This window comes from Gabonibacter chumensis (genome assembly GCF_024741215.1).
Lineage (GTDB): Bacteria > Bacteroidota > Bacteroidia > Bacteroidales > Marinifilaceae > Gabonibacter > Gabonibacter massiliensis.
In genome coordinates, this window is the sequence record NZ_JANSKB010000001.1 from 64,664 (window position 1) to 86,208 (window position 21,545).

The 21,545-nt window shown below is 43.6% G+C and carries 19 protein-coding genes; 7 read left to right on the plus strand and 12 right to left on the minus strand.

The window, feature by feature from the left end:
- Positions 1-356: 356 nt before the first annotated feature.
- The 3 genes from NVS78_RS00295 to NVS78_RS00305 all read right to left on the minus strand — a co-directional run bounded on the left by NVS78_RS00295 (position 357) and on the right by NVS78_RS00305 (position 4,079).
- The gene (locus NVS78_RS00295) at positions 357-2,063 is read right to left on the minus strand and encodes an acyl-CoA dehydrogenase family protein (RefSeq protein ID WP_286357418.1); all 1,707 of its coding nucleotides are present in this window, start codon (positions 2,061-2,063) and stop codon (positions 357-359) included.
- Between the two features lie 92 nt (positions 2,064-2,155).
- Positions 2,156-3,175 carry an electron transfer flavoprotein subunit alpha/FixB family protein gene (locus tag NVS78_RS00300; RefSeq protein WP_286357419.1) on the minus strand — a complete coding sequence of 340 codons (1,020 nt, stop codon included), beginning with the start codon at positions 3,173-3,175 and terminating at the stop codon, positions 2,156-2,158.
- Between the two features lie 31 nt (positions 3,176-3,206).
- Positions 3,207-4,079 (minus strand): electron transfer flavoprotein subunit beta/FixA family protein, encoded by an 873-nt coding sequence (locus NVS78_RS00305; protein WP_041502898.1) that lies wholly within the window; start codon positions 4,077-4,079, stop codon positions 3,207-3,209.
- Between the two features lie 381 nt (positions 4,080-4,460).
- On the opposite strand from NVS78_RS00305, the gene lpdA reads away from it, so the two are divergent.
- The 5 genes from lpdA to NVS78_RS00330 all read left to right on the plus strand — a co-directional run bounded on the left by lpdA (position 4,461) and on the right by NVS78_RS00330 (position 11,001).
- Entirely contained in the window at positions 4,461-5,852 is a 1,392-nt protein-coding gene (lpdA, locus tag NVS78_RS00310) for a dihydrolipoyl dehydrogenase (RefSeq protein WP_286357420.1), read from the plus strand.
- A 187-nt stretch (positions 5,853-6,039) separates the two neighbouring features.
- Positions 6,040-7,419, plus strand: coding sequence for a C1 family peptidase (locus tag NVS78_RS00315; RefSeq protein WP_286357421.1), 1,380 nt, complete (start codon positions 6,040-6,042; stop codon positions 7,417-7,419).
- A 176-nt stretch (positions 7,420-7,595) separates the two neighbouring features.
- On the plus strand, positions 7,596-8,888 hold the full coding sequence (locus tag NVS78_RS00320) for a UDP-N-acetylmuramoyl-tripeptide--D-alanyl-D-alanine ligase (protein WP_286357422.1): 1,293 nt from the start codon (positions 7,596-7,598) through the stop codon (positions 8,886-8,888).
- 10 nt (positions 8,889-8,898) lie between these two features.
- Positions 8,899-9,645: a polyprenol monophosphomannose synthase gene (locus tag NVS78_RS00325; protein ID WP_041502894.1), complete on the plus strand. Its 747-nt coding sequence runs from the start codon at positions 8,899-8,901 to the stop codon at positions 9,643-9,645.
- 21 nt (positions 9,646-9,666) lie between these two features.
- Positions 9,667-11,001, plus strand: coding sequence for a dihydroorotase (locus NVS78_RS00330; RefSeq protein WP_286357423.1), 1,335 nt, complete (start codon positions 9,667-9,669; stop codon positions 10,999-11,001).
- Here NVS78_RS00330 and NVS78_RS00335 read toward each other — a convergent pair.
- Together NVS78_RS00335 and purD are read right to left on the minus strand one after the other, a co-directional pair.
- Positions 10,998-11,972 (minus strand): hypothetical protein, encoded by a 975-nt coding sequence (locus NVS78_RS00335; protein WP_286357424.1) that lies wholly within the window; start codon positions 11,970-11,972, stop codon positions 10,998-11,000. The two genes, NVS78_RS00330 and NVS78_RS00335, sit on opposite strands and share 4 nt — an antisense overlap.
- A 17-nt stretch (positions 11,973-11,989) precedes the next feature.
- Positions 11,990-13,258 carry a phosphoribosylamine--glycine ligase gene (gene purD / locus NVS78_RS00340; RefSeq protein WP_286357425.1) on the minus strand — a complete coding sequence of 423 codons (1,269 nt, stop codon included), beginning with the start codon at positions 13,256-13,258 and terminating at the stop codon, positions 11,990-11,992.
- Positions 13,259-13,423: 165 nt separating this feature from the next.
- Here purD and NVS78_RS00345 point away from each other — a divergent pair, with 165 nt between their 5' ends.
- Entirely contained in the window at positions 13,424-13,999 is a 576-nt protein-coding gene (locus NVS78_RS00345; protein ID WP_286357426.1) for a Fic/DOC family protein, read from the plus strand.
- On the opposite strand, the gene NVS78_RS00350 is transcribed toward NVS78_RS00345, so the two are convergent.
- The 4 genes from NVS78_RS00350 to NVS78_RS00365 form a co-directional block, all read right to left on the minus strand.
- Complete coding sequence (locus NVS78_RS00350) at positions 13,980-14,150, minus strand: hypothetical protein (RefSeq protein WP_286357427.1); 171 nt, start codon at positions 14,148-14,150, stop codon at positions 13,980-13,982. The two genes, NVS78_RS00345 and NVS78_RS00350, sit on opposite strands and share 20 nt — an antisense overlap.
- 135 nt (positions 14,151-14,285) lie before the next feature.
- The gene (locus tag NVS78_RS00355) at positions 14,286-14,969 is read right to left on the minus strand and encodes a DUF2461 domain-containing protein (protein ID WP_286357428.1); all 684 of its coding nucleotides are present in this window, start codon (positions 14,967-14,969) and stop codon (positions 14,286-14,288) included.
- 8 nt (positions 14,970-14,977) lie between these two features.
- Positions 14,978-15,529: a cob(I)yrinic acid a,c-diamide adenosyltransferase gene (locus NVS78_RS00360; RefSeq protein WP_286357429.1), complete on the minus strand. Its 552-nt coding sequence runs from the start codon at positions 15,527-15,529 to the stop codon at positions 14,978-14,980.
- A gap of 61 nt (positions 15,530-15,590) precedes the next feature.
- Positions 15,591-16,208, minus strand: a complete 618-nt coding sequence (locus tag NVS78_RS00365) for a hypothetical protein (RefSeq protein WP_286357430.1) — start codon at positions 16,206-16,208, stop codon at positions 15,591-15,593.
- A 157-nt stretch (positions 16,209-16,365) separates the two neighbouring features.
- Between NVS78_RS00365 and recG the strand changes: the two genes are divergently transcribed.
- Positions 16,366-18,465 carry an ATP-dependent DNA helicase RecG gene (gene recG, locus NVS78_RS00370; protein ID WP_286357431.1) on the plus strand — a complete coding sequence of 700 codons (2,100 nt, stop codon included), beginning with the start codon at positions 16,366-16,368 and terminating at the stop codon, positions 18,463-18,465.
- 227 nt (positions 18,466-18,692) lie between these two features.
- Here the strand turns inward: recG and NVS78_RS00375 are convergent, their stop codons facing one another.
- The 3 genes from NVS78_RS00375 to NVS78_RS00385 form a co-directional block, all read right to left on the minus strand.
- The gene (locus tag NVS78_RS00375; RefSeq protein WP_041502886.1) at positions 18,693-19,175 is read right to left on the minus strand and encodes a DUF3332 domain-containing protein; all 483 of its coding nucleotides are present in this window, start codon (positions 19,173-19,175) and stop codon (positions 18,693-18,695) included.
- Between the two features lie 66 nt (positions 19,176-19,241).
- Positions 19,242-20,654: an aspartate ammonia-lyase gene (aspA, locus tag NVS78_RS00380; protein ID WP_286357432.1), complete on the minus strand. Its 1,413-nt coding sequence runs from the start codon at positions 20,652-20,654 to the stop codon at positions 19,242-19,244.
- A gap of 288 nt (positions 20,655-20,942) precedes the next feature.
- Entirely contained in the window at positions 20,943-21,455 is a 513-nt protein-coding gene (locus NVS78_RS00385) for a DUF4494 domain-containing protein (protein ID WP_286357433.1), read from the minus strand.
- Positions 21,456-21,545 lie beyond the last annotated feature (90 nt).

Here is a 21,545-nt window from a genome sequence, read left to right on the forward strand (position 1 = left end):
GAGTCCCGGAGGTTAGTGAACGAAAAGCGTTTACACGACCGACGGGAACGTCTCGGCCCCGGAGGAGTTATCCCTTCCAATTGTAAATTTACGATTTCGGATTTTAGATTTATGATTTAAAAAACCAAGGGATTCTGGGATTAAAGGATTCAGGGATTGGGGGATTAAGAGATTCTGCGATTAGGAGATTAAAAGATTCTGTGATTAGGGGATTAAAAGATTCTGTGATTAGGGGATTAAAGAGATTGACGATTGTAGATTGTAAATTACAAAAACAGCTTCTTGATTTAAAATTTACAATAAAAAAATCGTTTGCTTTCGGAAGCAAACGATTCTTTTTATCCGGTAGATGAATGTTATTTTTTATACATCCCCATATCTTTCAGTTCGAAATCATTGATAAAAGCTGCATATCCGGCAACTTTAGCCTGTCCGTACTTCACGAATACTTCCGTAGATTTATAGAAGCGTGCGTCTCTCTGCGAATCCAACAACAACAAGTATCCGATGATCACATACCCGGCCATCTCTACTAAACGGCGCGCATGAAAATCAACATATTCGGGATCTCCTACTGCCGTCACGTTCGTCACAGCAGCCTCAAAAGCAGCCGTCATACCCTTCAATATCTCACGAATATACTCCTGCTCCGGACATATAGGCGCTTTCTCATACTCCTCGCGAATATACTTGGCATATTGTCCGGTAGTCACCCCGCGTATAGCCGCCACAACCTGCAACTGAGATGTTCCTTCGTATATATTGGTAATACGGGCATCACGAACCAAGCGTTGAATAGGGTAATCCTTCATATAACCCGATCCCCCGTGAATCTGCAAAGCATCGTAAGCGATCTCGTTGGCGTATTCACTCGAAAACAATTTCAACATGGGAGTATAGATATCGGCCAATTTCTGGTATTTCTTCATCTCTTCCCGTTCGGCTTTATCCAAGGTACGTTCATTGGAAATATGGGTATAAGCCTTATACATATCCACGAAACGGCTGGTCTCGTACAGGATGGCACGGGCACCCTGAAGTTTGGCTTCCATATTGGTCAACATTTCGTACACCGCGGGAAAATCAATAATGGCTTTACCGAACTGACGTCTCTCCCGAGCATACTTCAACCCCTCGCGATAAGCAGCTTCCGCTATACCTACCGATTGAGCGCCTACTCCCAAACGAGCGCCGTTCATCAGCGACATAACGTACTTAATCAATCCCAATTTGCGTTCTCCGACCAATTCCGCCGGGGCATCTTTAAATACCAATTCACAAGTAGGAGAACCTTTGATACCCAACTTATTTTCGATACGGCGAACGGTCATACCTCCATTGGCCTTATCATATATAAACATGGAAAGCCCGCGGCCATCATGCGTTCCCTCTTCCGAGCGAGCCAACACCAGAGCAATTTGAGCATCCCCGTTCGTGATAAAACGCTTCACCCCGTTCAGATACCACTTCCCGCTCTTTTCGCAATAAGTAGCCTTTAACTGTACCGCCTGCAAATCCGATCCGGCATCCGGCTCCGTCAAATCCATCGCGTAAGTTTCCCCTTTAGCCCCGCGCGGCAGGTAATGTTTCTTCTGTTCCTCGCTTGCAAACTCATGAATCGTTTCGGCGCAATCCTGCAAGCCCCAGATATTTCCGAAACCGGCATCTGCACGAGAAACCAACTCTGCCGCCATCACATAGGGAACAATCGGGAAATTCAACCCGTCATACTCTCTCGGTAAAGACATATTATACAAACCCGCTTGAGTCAACACATCGTGATTCTGTTGAGTTCCAGCCGCGTATTTTACTCTCCCGTCAATCACCTCCGGTCCTTCGGCGTCTACCCCTTCTGCATTTTCAGCTAACACGTCGCCGCAAATTTCCCCCAAAATCTCCAACACTTTATCGTAATTGTCCAACGCATCTTCAAAATCTCTCGGAGCAGTATCACATTTTCCGGCATCCGCAAAATTACGCTCTTTCAACGCAACAATTTTTTTCATGAGAGGATGTTCCAGATGGAACTTCAAATCCTCGTTATCTATATAGAAATTCGCCATAATACTTTTAAAATTTTAAATTTTAGATTGTAAATTGAAAATTACTGATTGCAAATTCAGGTGAAAACATTCAATTCGCAATTTACAATTACCTATTTGCTGTTCTTCTTGTAATACTGAATCATCTTCGGAATTACAACGTTCAGGTCTCCCGTGATCACATAGTCCGCAAATTTATTGATCGGAGCATTCGAATCCGTATTAATGGCAATAACCATGGAGGACTCTTCCATTCCGGCCGTATGCTGTATCTGTCCGGAAATACCACAAGCTATATACAACTTAGGACGAACAGTCGTTCCGGTTTGACCGATCTGACGTTCATGTTCGCAAAAGCCCGCATCCACGGCCGCACGAGAAGCGCCTACTTCTCCTCCCAGCACGGAAGCCAGTTCATACAACAAATTAAAATTCTCTTTCGAACCTACTCCATAACCTCCGGCCACGATAATCGGAGCTCCCTTAATATTGACTTTGGATTTCTCCATCTGACGTTCAATCACTTTCACTACCAAATCCGTGTCATCGAGGAATTCATCCGCGTTCAACTTCTTAACCTCTCCTTTATAGGCGGCATCGACGACCTCCTTTTTCATCACGCCCTCGCGGACGGTAGCCATTTGCGGGCGACATTCCGGGTTGACGATCGTTGCAACAATATTACCACCAAAAGCCGGCCGAATCTGATACAACAGGTTCTCGTATTTTTTGCCGCTCTTGGCATCCGAGTACTCCCCTATCTCCAAGCTGGTACAGTCAGCCGTCAATCCGCTATGCAGGAAAGAAGAGACACGAGGTCCCAAATCGCGCCCCACGCTGGTAGCTCCCATCAAAGCGATCTGCGGTTTTTCCTGCTCGAACAAACGTACCAACATCTTCGTGTGAGGCAACGTCGTGTAAGGAGCCAAACGAGCATCATCGCCAACCCATACCACATCTGCTCCATAAGGAAATATCTGTTTCTCTATATCTTTTAACCCGTGTCCTAAAGCAATAGCTTCCAGCTTTACACCTAATTTATTGGCAAGAGTCCGTCCCTTCGTCAGCAACTCCAAGCTGACATCGGCAACCGTACTCTCCTCTATCTCGCAATATACAAATACACTATTCATATCTTAGATTTTAGATTTTCAATCTCTTCACTTATCCGATTGTATGGTTGGTAATCAATTCCTTCATCATCTCATCGATTTCTGCATCGCTTCCGGCCAGTACCTTAGCTTCTTTTGCCTGGAACACAACATTTTCGATAGTCTTTACTTTCGTCGGAGATCCGCTCAATCCCAAATCCTCCGCGTTACTGGTAATATCATTAACGCTCCATTCCGTTAACTTCAAGTAAGGACGTTCGTTAACCAACGTGATATAATCCTCTCCGGCCTCCTGGGCCTCCTGAGTAGCTTTCGCGTATTTATATTTCATCACGAATCGAGCATTTCTCGGACGGCAAGGGGCAGCAGAACCGTTCACCGTAACCACGCAAGGCAGCGGACACTCGACCACCTCTATACCTCTTTCCAAACGACGTTTGATTGTCAATTTCCTGCCATCGCATTTTTGAATTTCCTCCGCGTAAGTCACCTGCGGCAACTCTAATTTTTCCGCAACCTGAGGGCCAACCTGAGCCGTATCTCCATCGATAGCCTGACGACCGCAAATAATCAGATCGTACTCCAAATTGTGCAGAGCACAAGACAGAGCATAAGAAGTAGCCAGCGTATCCGAACCGGCAAAAGCCCGATCCGATAACAAATATCCACCATCAGCACCCCTGTACATCGCCTCGCGAATGATCTCCGCGGCACGTCCCGGTCCCATGGTCAATACATGAACAGTAGTCCCCTCAATTGTATCTTTTAAACGTAAAGCCTGCTCCAAAGCATTCAAATCCTCCGGATTGAAGATGGCAGGTAAAGCTGCCCTGTTTACAGTTCCGTCTGCTTTCATCGCATCTTTTCCCACATTTCTCGTGTCGGGAACCTGCTTAGCAAGAACAACAATTTTTAGTCCTTTCATATAAATCCAATTTTATGTTTAAAGCGACATGAAATATCCTAATCATCTTTTTACCAATAAATTCATACCAATACTATTGATAGAATACTCCATATACAGTTGTATTAACACTATTTCTTTCAAGTGCGTAAAGATAGTATTTCAAGTTATAAATACAAAATTTTAACTCGTTCGCCTCCTGTCCCCGTTACCAAAGAATAAAAACAAAGACAAGAGCGCCGGACACCTCGACCGAAACTCATTTTCCCTTTCCGCGTTCATCTATTTTTTTGCATTTTTCAGAAAACGAAGTCGTTTATTTTCCGATTTTAAACTATTCCTCTAAATTTGTAGCGCAAATGATTGCGTCAAAAATTATTTACACTATAAACAAACTAAAATATGAAATACGACTTACTCGTAATAGGCAGCGGTCCCGGAGGATACGTGGCTGCCATTCGCGCTTCCCAACTCGGGATGAAAGTGGCCGTTGTCGAACGTGCCGAATTAGGTGGAATCTGTTTGAATTGGGGATGTATCCCGACCAAATCCCTATTGAAATCGGCACAAGTATTGGAATACGCTCGCCATGCCGCCGATTACGGTATAAAGATCGAACAGGCCGAACCGGATTTTGAAGCCATCATCGCCAGAAGCCGGGGAGTTGCCGACAAAATGAGTAAAGGAATCCAATACCTATTCAAAAAGAATAACATTACCGTTATCGAGGGACACGGTAAACTGACTCCGGATAAAAAGGTGGAAGTAACTCCCCGCGAAGGAGAAAAAAGTATCGTGGAGGCAAACCACATCCTGTTAGCAACAGGAGCCCGCTCCCGTCAGCTTCCCAACATTCCGCAAGACGGCAAACGTATCATCGGTTACCGTCAAGCTTTGACTCTCGACCACAAACCGGCATCGATGATCGTCGTGGGATCCGGAGCGATCGGTTCCGAATTAGCCTTCTTCTACAACGCCATGGGAACCAAAGTAACGTTAGTAGAATTTTTACCTAACATTCTCCCGTTAGAAGATGAAGAGGTATCCAAACAAGTAGGACGTTCGTTTAAAAAAGCAGGTATTGAAGTTATGGTAAAATCTTCAGTAGAAAGCGTCGACACAACCGGCGAACTTTTAAAAGCGAACATCAAAAATAAAAAAGGCGAGATAGAGGTACACGAAGCAGAGATCGTACTTTCGGCTGTCGGCATCTCCCCCAACGTGGAAAATATCGGTTTGGAAGAACTCGGTATCGAAATGGATCGGGGAAAAATAAAAGTAGACGAATATTACCGCACGAATGTCGAAGGGATCTACGCCATCGGCGATATCGTACCGGGACCCGCCTTGGCTCACGTATCTTCAGCCGAAGCCATTTGCTGTGTCGAACACATAGCGGGAGTCCATACCGAACCCATCGATTATTCCAATATTCCCGGCTGTACCTACACGACACCGGAAGTTGCCTCGGTAGGATTGAACGAAGCCAAAGCCGTTGAAGCGGGGTATGAAATCAAAATCGGGAAATTCCCATTCAGTGCTTCAGGCAAGGCAAGTGCCGCCGGAGCCAATGAAGGATTCATCAAATTAATATTCAACGCTGCCGACAACACCTTGTTAGGAGCTCATATGGTAGGAATGAACGTAACCGAGATGATTGCCGAAATGGTACTGGCCCGGAAACTAAAAGCCTCCGGACACGATATCATCAAAACGATCCACCCGCATCCGACGATGAGCGAGGCCGTTATGGAAGCTGCTGCTGCTGCTTATGATGAGGTGATACATATCTAAAGGATTGTAGATTAGGCGATTAAGAGATTGGGTGATTAGATGATTAAAAAGATTTATGATTTCGGATTTTTGATTAACGATTTAGAGAGGACAAGATCAGAACCCTAATTATAAATCATAAATCAAAAATTACTTTCAGACTTTATGGACCTGATGACTTTATGGACTTTATTAAATTATTAGTTGGATGAAAATAACACTATTAACAGGAATTTTATTGATGGTCGGGGCCTCATTGTGTGCCCAAACGATCACGGAGAAAGAACTTAAAGAGATTCAAGGAAGTTTCAAAAAAGATCCTTCCACGAAGGCGATTCAAAATATCTTGACAAACGACAAGAATATCCGGGATAATGCCCTTAACCGGGAACTTCAGGGCAAAATAGACCACTATTTCAAGTATCGGGTAGCTGTCAAAGGGATCACCGATCAACACAGTTCAGGACGTTGCTGGATGTTTACCTCCATGAATGTATTACGTCCCGACATCATCAAGAAATACCACTTAAATGATTTTGACTTCTCTCATAACTACCTCTATTTCTGGGATATGTTTGAGAAATCCAACCTTTTTTTAGAGAATATCATTGCCACGGCAGGCAAACCGATGGACGACCGGGAAGTGACCTTCTTTTTCTCGGCACCCGTTAACGATGGTGGCGTATGGAACCTGTATTACAATTTAGGAGAAAAATACGGGGTCGTGCCCAAGTCCGTCATGCCGGAGACGGCTCATTCCGATAATACGGCAGCCATGGGGTCTCTTATCAATGAAAGACTTCGCAAAGGGGGCTATACCTTACGGGAAATGGCCGCTCAAGGCAAAAAAGCAAAAGCCCTGGAAACAGAGAAAATCTCTATCTTAAAAGATATATATCGTATTCTGGCCCTTTGTCTCGGGGAACCTCCTACCCAATTTACCTGGCGGTACACGGATAAAGACGGGAACATCAAAGAACTGGCCAATTACACGCCGAAGCAGTTCTACGAGGAGATCACCCCGGAAGATTACGATCCGAAAAATTACATTATGATCATGAATGATCCGACTCGGGAATATTACAAACTTTACGAGATTAAAAACTACCGGAACACCGTCGAAGGAATCAACTGGGTATACCTGAATCTCCCGAACGAGGAGATTAAAAAAGCAGCCGTTGCTTCCATTAAAAACAATGAAGCCATGTACTCTTCCTGTGATGTGGGCAAGTTTCTCAACCGGGAAACAGGAATCATGGACCCGGATATGTATGACTACAACTCGTTGATGGGTGTTGACTTCAAAATGGACAAAAAAGCACGGATTCTTACCCGCCAAAGCGGTTCTTCTCACGCAATGACTTTAGTGGGAGTTGATACGGATGCCAACGACCAACCGTTAAAATGGGAATTTGAAAATAGCTGGGGGCCCTCTACAGGACACAACGGTTACTTGACATTCACGGACAAATGGTTCGACGAGTATATTTTCCGTATTGTTATCCATAAAAAATACTTAAGTGCCAAAGCAATCAATAGCTTAGACCAGAAACCCGCGCAATTGCCGGTTTGGGATTATATGTTCTGATAACAGTCCGATAAAGAAGACACAAATGCAGCCTGGTCTTATATTTTCCAGGCTGCATTTTTCTTTTTGTCGCTTATTTCAATCGATTTTTGAAATTACAATATCAAAAAACAACCATCTTTCGGCAGAGAGATTTATATTTTTATAAATTTGTATTTTGGTAAAGACAAACAAGCATGGATACAATTGCAACTGTGTACGAAGCGTTCAGTAAAGGCGGACGAATAGTTACCGACTCCCGGGAAGTGAAGGAAGGAGATATTTTTATCGCGTTAAAAGGAGAAAATCATAATGGCAATGCCTTTGCAGCAACGGCGATCAGGCAAGGAGCCGCTTTCGCGGTAACGGATGAAGCAAAGTACGCCACCGACGAGAAATGTTTATCGGTTCCCGACACGCTTCTGTTTCTTCAGGAATTGGCCCGGCACCACCGCCGGAAACTGCATGTACCGATTCTCGGTATTACCGGTACCAACGGAAAAACGACCACGAAGGAACTTTGTTATGCCGTCCTTTCTAAAAAATTTAAGACGGTGGCCACACGAGGTAATTTCAACAATCACATCGGAGTTCCGTTAACCTTGTTAAGCATGGACACATCCACGGAATTGGGAATTGTCGAAATGGGCGCCAACCACCCGGGAGAGATCAAAACCTTATGCGACATTGCAGAACCGGATTACGGTATCATTACCAATATCGGATACGCACATTTGGAAGGCTTCGGATCATACGAGAATATCATACGCACGAAAAACGAATTATACGAGGCGATCGGAGCCCGAAAAGGGACTCTCTTCGTGAATGGCTCCGACAAGCTGCTGATGGGATTGGCCGCTAACCAATCGAAAATCACTTACGGCACGTCCGATTGTTTTGCCAACGGAGAGATTTTACAAACCATCCCTTACTTAGTCTACTCCCTAAAGACCCGAAAGGGGCATCTCTACGTGAAAACCAAGTTGATCGGCGGATACAATTTCGACAATGCCATGGCAGCCTCCGCCGTCGGCCTCTATTTCGATATCGATCCGCTACGGATCAAAGAAGCCATTGAAAACTATTCACCATCCAACATGCGCTCTCAGCTCGTAAAAACTAAAGACAATACGCTTATCCTCGATGCTTACAACGCCAACCCCAGCAGCATGAAGGTCTCTGTTTCCAATTTCGCGGAAATGACAGGAGAACATAAACTGGTAATTATCGGACAAATGAGAGAGTTAGGAGACATGTCGGACGGAGCTCACGAAGAAGTTCTCGATTTATTGGCGGCAAAACAGCTTCATCATGCATTTATAGTCGGCGAAAATTTTGAACCGTTCATAAATAAATATACTTTTATGAATTATTTCCCCAACACGGAAACATTAATAGAATATCTCAAAAAGAATAAAGTCACCGCTTCATTCATTTTAATTAAGGGCTCCCGAGGAAATAAATTAGAGAAAATTGTCGAATACCTGTAAAAAGCAACACATGAACGACAGACTTGTCATCATACCCACCTATAACGAAAAAGAGAATATTGAAAATATCCTCCGTTATGTATTTAAACTCGAACCTTCGTTCGATGTCCTGGTGATCGAGGATAACTCTCCGGATGGAACCGCCCTGATTATCAAAAATCTGCAAAAAGAATTTCCTCAACTTTTCATGATCGAAAGAAAAGGGAAATTAGGTCTGGGTACCGCTTACATTACAGGTTTCAAATGGGCATTGGAACACAACTACAACTATATCTTCGAAATGGATGCCGATTTTTCTCATAATCCCGATGACCTGATTAAACTTTACAAAGCCTGTCAAAGCGGAGAAGGGGATATGGCCATCGGTTCCCGTTACGTTACCGGAGTAAACGTGGTCAACTGGCCCATGGGACGAGTTTTAATGTCCTATTTCGCTTCCAAATACGTGAAATTCATTACCGGCATGAGAATAAACGATGCCACGGCCGGTTTCGTATGTTACACTCGTAAAGTATTGGAATCCATCGATCTGGACAATATCCGTTTCAAAGGATACGCCTTTCAGATTGAAATGAAATTCACCGCCTGGACCATGGGGTTCAAACTGAAAGAGGTTCCTATTATATTTACCGACCGTACAGAGGGAACATCCAAGATGAACGGTGGAATTTTTAACGAAGCCTTTTGGGGGGTCATCACCATGAAACTCCGCAGTTTAGGAAAAAAGAAAAACGCCAATCGAAACGAAGCACACTAAAATTCCGTAACTTCATAATCTATGAAAACACTTATTCAAAACGGAACATTGGTCAATGAAGGAAGAGTATTCCGGGCCGATATCCTCATCGACAACGATACCATTGAAACCATCGAGGAAGAAGGGATCGCGTCCCTTTCCGATGAGGTTCAAATCATAGATGCAGAAGGGAAATACGTCATTCCGGGAGTTATCGACGATCAGGTGCATTTTCGCGAACCGGGACTTACCCGGAAAGGAGACATCGGTGAAGGAAGCCGGGCTGCCGCCGCGGGAGGAGTCACCTCCTTCATGGACATGCCCAATGTTATTCCACCCACGACGACAAACGAGTTACTGAAGGAGAAACAACATATTGCCCGTCAAAATTCATTAGTTAACTACTCTTTTTACATAGGAGCGACCTTAGATAACATAGAAGAGATTAAAAAAGTCGATCCGAAAACAACCTGCGGAATAAAAATATTCATGGGTTCCTCTACCGGCAACATGCTCGTGGACAACATAGAAATTCTCGAGAAAATTTTTGCAGAATCTCCCCTTCTAATTGCCACACACTGCGAAGATACCCCCACGATCAACCGGAACCTGGAACTCTATAAGCAACGTTACGGGGAAGATATTCCTCCGGCCTGCCATCCGCTGATCAGAAGTCGGGAATGTTGCTACATCAGCTCTTCCTTAGCCGCGCGTTTGGCCCGGAAACACCATAGCAGACTGCATATCCTTCACTTAAGCACGAAAGAAGAATTGGAGCTGTTAGATCAAGGCTCACGAAAAGAAAAACGTGTCACGGGAGAAGTTTGCATCCATCATCTCTGGTTCAACGACGAAGCCTATTCGAGCAAGGGGAACCGGGTAAAATGGAACCCCGCCATCAAGACAGAAGCGGATAGACAGGCTTTGTTACGGGCTCTTAATTCCAATCGGTTAGACATCATTGCTACCGACCACGCACCTCACCTTCCGGAAGAAAAAAACAGAGTATATACGAAAGCCGCCAGCGGAGGCCCGATGGTTCAGCACTCTTTGCCCGTTATGTTACAACTGATGGAAAACGGAGAAATAACCATAGAAAATATCGTGGATAAAATGTGCCACGCACCAGCGGATATTTTTCGTATACAACAACGCGGATACCTTCGCGAAGGATACAAAGCCGATATCGTGATCGTAGAAAAAAATCCATGGACCGTGACGAAAGAGAACCTATTGTATAAATGCGGATGGTCGCCTCTCGAGGGAACGACACTCTCTTACCGGGTAAACACGACCATCGTCAACGGGCATACGGTCTACCAAGAAGGAAAATTCGACGAAACCCATCGGGGAGAACTATTAACCTTCGAGGGTTAACCGAAAATCAACCATCCACAGGCAACCAGCAGCAGAAGGAATAGCATATTTCCCGCCCACTTGGTACGATGAGAAATAAAGTATTGTGAAAACAAATAGACTAAAGGGATTGCCAATATATACATTCCCCCGTAACATGAACAGGGAATAATAAACATGGAACCTCCCAAAAAGAAAAGCATGGACAACATGGACAACAACCCTCGCCGCTGAGCCACGATTACCGTGGGATAATTGATCAACACGTTACCGAAAGAAGCAAAAATCAATATGCCTATAATAATAAACACGATCGGTTTTGCCAATACGATCTGCACAAAAGAATCTCCTTCCCATATTTTATCCCAAAAACGGGTGAATAATCCATCCGAATCCCCGGACAAGAAATAATACCCCCAAACTAAAAAAAACATAGTTCCAAATCCCAACAAGAGGGCAACCATATCTTTCAATGTAGCCCTCCCCGAAAAAGGCAATACGACCACGGCCCACGGGACGAGAGCGAACAAATCGGGACAAAGCAATACAGACAGGGCAATAAAAAAACCGAAATTGAATACCGGAGCATTCGTCTTAAAATGCACGATAGCCGATTGCAGGTAGGCCACGGCCAAAGCAACAAAAAATGCCGCAAATAAATAGGCATTTACCCCGTAATGACATAAAACGCCAACGGTCAATAAAGAGTAGAGAAAAGAAGGCAGGACGGAAACATGGGATAAAAATTTATAACGGTCGGCAATGAAAAAGAGCAAAAAAGCAAGAGATAAAAGCAATAACAAACCGACCTTATCAAGCCAGAAACTCTCCTCGTACGCTTCCAAAAAAGATAACGATATCAACCCGTCGATGCCACACGGCGTATACTCTCCTCCCAACCAATAACGAAAAAATGCTATACCTATCACTAAAAACGGTAACAGGTACAGCATATATATACTTTTCGACTTTATTATGGCATTCAGTCTCATGCTTTATGGTTTACTGTTTAAAGATCCGCCCCTATGTCCCGTCTGAAACTTTTTCCCGCGAAACGAATCTTTTCAACATTCTTATAGGACAATGCCAATGCCTCCTTTTTCGTATGACCGAAAGAGCTGACAGCAATTACCCGCCCTCCGTTCGTCACGATGTTTCCTTCCGACACTTTCGTCCCGGCATGAAAAACCAGACTATCATCCGCGGTCTCTATTCCGGTAATTACCTCACCTTTTTTATAAGCTCCCGGATAACCTTCGGAGACTAACATCACCGCGGTACAAAACCGGGGATCCAATTCTAAAGCGATGTCCCGTATTCCTCCCTTGGCCGTAGCTTCAAACAGAGTCAATACATCCGTTTTTACCCGGGGCATAACCACTTCCGTTTCAGGATCTCCCATACGTACATTATACTCTATCACGTGGGGCTCACCCCCGACATTCATCAGCCCGAAAAAGATAAACCCGCGATAATCGATTCCGTCCGCCTGCAAACCCTCCACCGTCGGACGAATTATTCTTTCCTCCACTTTACGGTTAAAAGCATCGTCGGCAAAAGGCACCGGAGAGACAGCTCCCATTCCACCCGTGTTCAAACCGGTATCACCCTCTCCTATTCTCTTGTAATCCTTAGCGGATCCCAATATTTTATAATCCTTTCCGTCAGTCAAAACGAAAACCGAAAGCTCGATACCCTTCAAAAACTCCTCGATAACCACCCGGTTTCCCGCTTTCCCAAATTTCCCGCCTAATATCAAATTCAACTCCCGCACAGCTTCATCCAAATCTTCCAGGATCAATACCCCCTTACCGGCAGCCAGTCCGTCCGCTTTTAAAACATAAGGAGACCTCATCCCTTTCAAGAAAGCAATCCCCTCCTGAAGATTATCCCGAGTCACCGTAAAATAAGCTGCCGTAGGAATGGCGTGCTTTATCATAAATTCCTTCGCAAAATCTTTACTTCCCTCCAGTACCGCCCCGGCTTTACCCGGTCCGACAAGCATCAAACCGGCAAAACGTCCGTCTGCTTCAAAATAGTCCCGAATTCCTTCCACCAAAGGATCTTCCGGCCCTACAACAATCATTTCTATCTCTTTCTCCAATACGAATTCGGCCAACGCGGGAAAATCCGTCACTTGAATATCGACATTTTTAGCCAACTTATCCGTCCCCGCGTTCCCAGGGGCTACATATAATTCGGTCAATCTCGGACTTTGATTTATTTTCCAGGCCAATGCATGTTCACGACCTCCGCTACCTAATAGTAATACCTTCATCTTTTGTCTTATTTAACGGTTTATCCTTTAATAGAAAGCTGTTAAACACATAAACTATTTTAAATTAGCACAAAGATAGTTCTTAATCAGAAACCGTTAAGCATAAATCATAAATAAATTTGGTTTATTACGGCATTTCCCTACCTTTGTTAAAAATCAACGGCCATGACCAGATACACCACCGATGGTAATGAAAGCGAAATTCTGCAAAATTTGCTTGGTCTTACCGATCAAGAGACCATTCACAATGCTGAATTTGAAGGTTTTCTAATGGCTGAAATCATTTTCACGGAACAACTCTCACCCCAGACTCGCTTTACCGTAAAATACATACAAAGTATCCATCGTATGGCATTAAAGCACCTCTACCAGTTTGCCGGAAAATTTCGCAGCGTCAACATGTCCAAGGGAGGCTTTGTCTTCCCGGCTGCCCGCTTTATTGCCGAGAACATGGTCCGTTTCGAACAAGAGGTCTTGTCCGGACTTCCGGATCGCTACCCGAACAAAAAGAGACTGATTAAAGATATAGCCATCGTACACGGGGAGTTGCTTTTTATTCATCCTTTCCGAGAAGGCAATGGCCGTACGGCCCGAATATTGGCCAATCTTATGGCTCGCAAACAAGGCTATCCGGGTTTGGATTTCAATCGCGTCGACTTCGAGCAATACATAATCGCCGTTCAGCAGGTAGCCAAACGGGATTACACTCGGATGGAACAAATTATTTCTTCTGCATTATGAGTTTCAGATCTACCTGTTCCAATATTGTATAGGCTGTTTTTTCCTGAATTTTTATTCCTTCCAAACGAAAGGATGCAATCATGCCTTGTAATATCTCTTCTCTCACGGCAGTTAATGTTTTAACAGGCATCTCTTCTAATCCTTTTTCCATGTAACAAATATACGAATTTTTCTGCTAACGACCAAAGATTTAAACAAAAAAAAATCATCAAAATCCTCATTATCGGCATATTATATAGACACGTACGATTCTGACACGAAGGTCGCTCCGAGACACGTAAACCGACTAATATACCTGGGGAGTATAACCGCCCTGCATGGACTCGTCTACGGTATAATTCAAGAACCGATTGAAGGGCAGAAGTAGCTTTAAACGTTCCGCACACCTTTTCACGAGTCGATCCTCCTCCCAGAATCCGTCGGAAATACGGTTCGTTACCGTGTAGGTTTTGTATTTCAATAATTCGGCTTCCGGAAAATCTTTAGGAAAAGGGACAGGCACTTTCTTTAATTTTTCCCCGTCCATATAATAATACTTCTCGAATTCCGGATTACGGATAATAGCAAGGAATTCTTCCACATTATCATACACATCCCGCCTTAACGCTTTCAGCATCGCCGGCGAAGGACACCAAATTCCTCCCGCAAACAGGGATCCTCCCGGCTCAATATGCACATAATAACCTCCCCTCGGATTCATTTTTCCCCCTTTCACCATAAAAGCACCTATATGCGTCTTATAAGGAGTTTTATCCGTGGCGAAACGCGTATCCCGGTATATTCGAAAAATACAATCCCTTGCCGGCAATCCATCGATCTCCGGATCAAATTCGGCTATCTCCTGTATCAACTCTCGAATAAACTCTTCATGAAAAGCTTTTATTTTCAAGTAACGGGATTTATTCGCCTGAAACCATTCCCGATTATTGTTCTCTTTCAAATCACTCAAAAAACTCAATACCTCTTTCATCGCTTTTCTTATTTTGTCGGCTCCCATTTCATCTCATCGACACGAAGATCGTGTGCCAATTTTCTCGATAAAACAAAAAGATAATCCGATAAACGGTTCATGTAGCGCGTAATCACTTCATCCACCTCTATCGTCTCACTCATATCTAATATCCGACGCTCCACCCGTCGACAAACAGTTCGGGCAATATGACAGGCCGACACCGCCGGATCTCCCCCGGGTAGCACGAAGAATCTCATGGGAGGCAAAACCTCGTCCATCCGGTCTATTGCCTTTTCCAAAAACTCTATATCCTCCGATGTGCAAGGAAGTTGCTGCTGCAAGTCCGAAACCGTCGTATCTGTTGCCAAATTGGCACCCACGACAAACAATACATTCTGAACGCGAACGATCTCCTCTATACTCTCTTCCGGAATAGAATAAGAACGAATCATTCCCAAATGAGCGTTCAGTTCATCCACACCCCCATACGCCTCCAATCTCACGTTATTCTTAGGAACCCTCGTGCCTCCGATCAAAGAAGTGGTTCCCCCGTCCCCGGTTTTCGTGTATACTTTCATCTTATATTAAATTTTAGATTCATAACTCCAGACTAACCCCTACCCGGCATGCAGTCCCCCTTTAAATTATCATATTGTATCTCCCTCTTTGCAACCGTTTATCGAAGAACAACATCCCGTACCACATCATATCAATCGAAACCGTACACTCTTTCCTCCATTGTCTCCACAATTGAGCATTCAACGGTTTCTTGTAAATATCCGTGATAATAACACAAAGCGGTCCTTCCTTTCGTTCTTTCAACAGAGACTCGCATGCCGAACTCCAAACCCCGTCGAGCTCTCGTCCTAAAAACATCATGTCCAACGGAACTTCGCCGATAAAGGCCGGTTCTGCTTTTTCATACCTCTCTCCCTTAAACTCCTTCCCCTTATAAAAAAGACGCATATCCCTGGAAACAGCTTCTAAATAAGAGATCACAAACGGATTCTCCAACCCCAATAACAAAACATTCCGATAAGAGAGATAATCCGACAAGCGGAAAAGCAAACGGCACAATTTCTTTTCGCTGCTTCGTAACTTAGCCCTTGTTTCTATTCGCTCGAAATCATAGTAGAGGTTTCTCTCTTTAATCACATTCGTAATCAAATCGAATACGAAAGGAGAGTGGACACCGAATCCTCTTTTATGCCTGAAGCGTATGGCATGTTTCACTCGTTGTTTCAAATAATTATACATCTCAATTTTTCCTCATAGTCATCGAATACGACCTTGTCGCTCTTGCATTCAAAACTCCGAACAACGAAATTAAAATTTATTCCCGACTTGCTCAACAAAGTCATCTATTTTTTTTATTTTCGTTCGACAAATAAAGTATAAACACATCTTTTCTGTTTTGGAAATAGCCGGATTAAACATTAAATTTTTACCTGGAGTGGGTCCTAAACGGGCCTCTTTACTCGAACAAGAATTAAATATCTGCAGCTACGAGGATATGCTTTATCATATCCCTTACAAATACATCGATCGTACCCGGTTATACACGATAAGAGAGTTGAACGCTCAACTACCCTACATCCAGATTAAAGCAAAAATATCCCGATTAACCGCCGTCGGAATGGGGAAACAAAAACGAATGGTGGCGACGGCAAGCGACGGTACGGGAGAACTGGAGCTCGTCTGGTTTAAAGGATACAAATACTTGGATAGTCAAATTTTACCCGATAAAGAATACCTGATATTCGGGAAGCCGAGTGTATTCAACCAACAGCTAAATATCGTTCATCCGGAAATAGATCTCTATGAAGCGAATGCCAAACAATTGGTAGGATTTCAAGCTGTTTATCCTACCACGGAAAAAATGAAAAAAAGTTTCCTCACGTCGAGAGTCATCAGCAAAATTCAGGCAGGCATATTCAAAAACCTGAACGGACGCATCGCGGAAACTTTACCGGCTTGGTTTATCAAAAAATACAATTTGATCTATCTTCACGATGCCCTTTTCAACATACATTTTCCCGAAAATCCGGAATTACTTCGAAAAGCACAATACCGGTTAAAATTCGAAGAATTATTCTATATCCAACTGAATATTCTTAAACTGAAATTCAACCGCAAGGTTTCATTCAGGGGACATCCGTTCCATGTCGTCGGAGATTACTTCAATAACTTCTACCATAACCTCCTCCCGTTCCCCCTGACGGGCGCCCAAAAGCGAGTGATCAAAGAGATCCGGCAGGATTGCGGCTCTGGCAAGCAGATGAATCGCCTCCTGCAAGGAGACGTGGGAAGCGGCAAAACACTGGTAGCCGTCATGTGCATGTTGATCGCCTTGGATAACGGCTATCAAGCCTGTATCATGGCTCCGACCGAAATCTTAGCCGCACAGCATTACGAAACCATCACACAAATGTTGAAAGACACCCCTATTAGCGTAGCCTTGTTAACAGGCTCCACCAAAAAGAAAGAACGGGACATTATACATGAAGCATTAGCCGACGGTCGTTTGCAGATTCTCGTCGGTACGCACGCCCTTTTGGAGGATGTCGTATGCTTCAACAACGTAGGACTGGTCGTTATCGACGAACAACACCGTTTCGGTGTAGCGCAACGGGCCAAATTATGGCAAAAAAACAATACCCCCCCCCATATGTTAGTGATGACGGCAACCCCCATTCCCCGCACCTTGGCCATGACCCTCTACGGGGACCTGGATGTTTCCGTCATCGATCAACTTCCCCCGGGAAGAAAACCTATTACTACCTACCATACGTTCGAGAGTAAACGAAACGACGTTTACAAATTCATTCTAAAAGAATTAGAAGCCGGCAGACAAGCTTATATCGTGTATCCGCTGATTTCCGAATCCGAAAAAATGGACTATAGAAACTTAGAAGAGGGATACGAACAGGTTCATCAATTTTTCACACCTCGCGGATACCAATCCGTTATCGTTCACGGGAAACTCAAGTCGGCAGAAAAAGAGGCCCAAATGCATTATTTCGTTTCCGGGAAAGCTCAAATACTCGTTGCAACTACCGTAATCGAAGTAGGGGTAAATGTCCCCAATGCTTCCATCATGGTTATCGAAAGTGCAGAACGTTTCGGACTCTCCCAACTACACCAACTCCGGGGACGTGTCGGTAGAGGAGCCGATCAATCCTATTGCATACTGATGACCTCCTATAAACTCTCCAACGACTCTCGAAAACGCATCGAAACCATGACTTCCACGAACGATGGCTTTGAAATAGCCGAAGCAGACTTAAAACTCCGGGGACCGGGAGACATCGAAGGAACCCAACAAAGCGGGCTGAGCTGCAACCTCAGGGTAGCCAATCTCGGAAAAGACGGCATGATACTCCATGAAGCCGCCCAAGCCGCCAATGCCCTCCTCGAAGCCGACCCCAATCTTTTAAAAGAGGAAAACCTGATTTTCGCTTCCCAAGTCAAACGACTTTTCAAAACCAAAATCAATTGGAGATACATAAGTTGATTGTAGATTAAAAAATTTAGGGGATTGAAAGATTAGGAGATTAGATGATTAGGGGATTGGGAGATTCAGGGATTAGGAGATTGGGAGATTTAGGGATTAGGAGATTGGGAGATTTAGGGATTAAATTTGAATTACATAATCATGGAATTCCTCTAATTTACAATTTAACATGACAAAACCGCCGTCTGAAAAATCAGACGGCGGTTTTGTATGATAGAAATTAAAATTTAGTCTGCCTGTTCTACTACTTTGAACATTTTTTTCGCAGATTTCATCACTTTCACTTTATTTTGACCATCCATCAAATACCAAGCTTTTTCTTCCGGGAAATATTGGAATTCAGCTTTGGCATCCGTATTTTGGCTGGCAACAGACATCTTATTCAAAGATTTAGTTACGGTATAAGAATTTCCGGCATACATAACCTGACTCTCCTCTACCTCTCCCTCATTCATTGCCAACGGATCTTCACCACCCCAGAATTCAATGGAATTAAAGATCAAAACGTCACCCAAACAAGCCAATTCGTAAGCCGGCAAGATGCACAATCCCAAAAATACCAACTCATTCACGAACTTCTTTTGAGACACTTGTTTATTCCAACTATGCAATTTTGTTGTCAAACCAAATGATCCGAAACATCCCGTAAAGGCAACTGAAGACACTCCAATCATCAGAATAGCCACCATTCTTGTAAAATTCTTCTTCATAACTTTTTGTTTAAATTTAGACTGTGTTAAAGTATTATATAAAAAAATGTAACAATTATTTCCCTATTACTTCTTCTTATAGAATTTTTTCGGTTTAATCATCAGCTCCGGACGCAACAAATTATCCAGCTCCTCTTTCGTCAACAATCCCTCTTCCAAAACCAGATCGTAAACACTTCTTCTCTCTTGTAAAGCGCGTTTGGCAATGCGGGAAGAATTCTCATAACCCAACGTAGGATTCAAGGCGGTAACGATTCCTATACTATTCATAACCAACTCTTTGCAGTGTTCTGGATTGGCAGTAATACCGTTAACGCACAAAACTCTCAAACGTTCCATAACCTTGGTCAACATCTGAATAGAGTTAAACAAAGAGAACACGATAATCGGCTCCATAACGTTCAACTGCAACTGACCAGCCTCTGCCGCCATCATTACTGTCGTATCGCTACCGACCACGTTAAAACAAACCTGATTTACCACCTCAGGAATAACCGGGTTGACTTTACCGGGCATAATGGAAGAGCCGGGTTGCATAGGCGGTAAGTTGATTTCGCCCAAACCGCATCTCGGACCGCTTGACAACAAACGCAAGTCATTACAAATCTTTGACAATTGAACGGCCAAACGTTTCAATTCGGAAGAATAACTTACACAAGCACCGGTATCCGGAGTAGCAGCAATTAAATTGGGGGCTAAAACAAACTCCTCGCCGCTAATAATACGTAATTCGCGCGTACAAATTTCAGAATATTCCGGCTCTGAATTGATTCCGGTACCGATAGCCGTGGCACCCATATTTTGTTCCAGGAACAATCTGGAAGCATCGTTCAACCTCTCGATATTCTCTTCCAATGTAACGGCGAAAGCTTCGAACTCCTGTCCCAATGTCATAGGTACCGCATCTTGCAACTGAGTACGTCCCATTTTCAATACATCGACAAACTCCCTGCCTTTGGCGCGGAAAGCTTCCACCATCAATTTCAACTCAGCTACCAGCTCTTTATTCATCAGAATAATAGCCAAATGGAATGACGTAGGATAAGCATCATTGGTCGATTGAGACAGATTGACATGATTGTTCGGATGGCAATATTGATATTCACCCTTTTGATGTCCTAACAATTCCAAAGCCCGGTTAGCAACCACTTCATTAATATTCATGTTCGTGGAAGTTCCGGCACCGCCTTGTACCATATCAACCGGGAATTGATCATGCAATTTGCCATCAATGATCTCTTCACAAGCCGCGGTAATCACATTTGCAATCTCCTTCGGGATCAAATCCAACTCCAGATTAGCCTTGGCTGCAGCCCATTTTACCATGGCCAAAGCCTTCACGTAATTCGGAAAATCACCGATATGACGTCCACTGATTCCCGCAAAGTTTTCAATAGCTCTCAAAGTCTGTACCCCATAATAAGCATCCATGGGCACCTCTTTGTTTCCTAACAAATCATGTTCAATTCTTGTTTTCATAATCCTGTTATAATTAATTATTTCCAATACGTTTATTACTTACTTTAGTTTCATTATGAATGGGGACTCTTTTATTATAGAATCGTATTCCCGATTTTCCATTAAAACGAACCGTAAAAAATTAATCCGGCAAAGGTACAAAAGAGAAACGACAAAACGAATTTTTTTGTAGAAATTATCAAAAGAATGTAACTATTGAAGCATCTATATGTCAACAAAATAGACTCAATTTTAACAAAAAAAAGTCCTATGAAGGACTTTTTTGTATCATCGATATAAAGATGGGAATCATTCGAACGAACCGGATTCGGATGCTAAATCATCCAGAGGCTTAAAATGATCGGGAACGGCCTGCCCTTCATCATTCGAAAAATAGGGAAACACATCCATAAAAGTCGTATCCGCAAGAGACGCAATTTCAAAGGGAACCACATAAGTGGACAAGCTCTTTTCCAAATTTTCCAATGCCCGGTCAATGTTCGCTCCCGCTACCAAAAAATACTGGAAAGCTCTCTTTTCCTTACCGGTGAGCTGATCGGCATCGATAATCGCGATCTTTGCCTTATACCACTTGTCGTCGTTCCCATCGTTCGACTCCACCAATTCCGTAATATTTGATTTTTTCAATCCGGCAATATAGAAATCTCCCTGAATCATAGAGGCTAACGCTTCCGTGATACGACTCTCCGCTTCCGTATAAGAGACTGCATCCAAAAGATACATTTCTGAAACTTTCTTCTCTTTTCCGTCTTCCGTTACCTTCGTATACTTAATCTTACATTCAAACCAATTTGCTGTCATATATTCTACTTTTATTTACACAATAATCGACATCAAAGATAACACGAAAAAAAACGAGGAAACCGAAATTTCCTCGTTTTTTTTTATGAT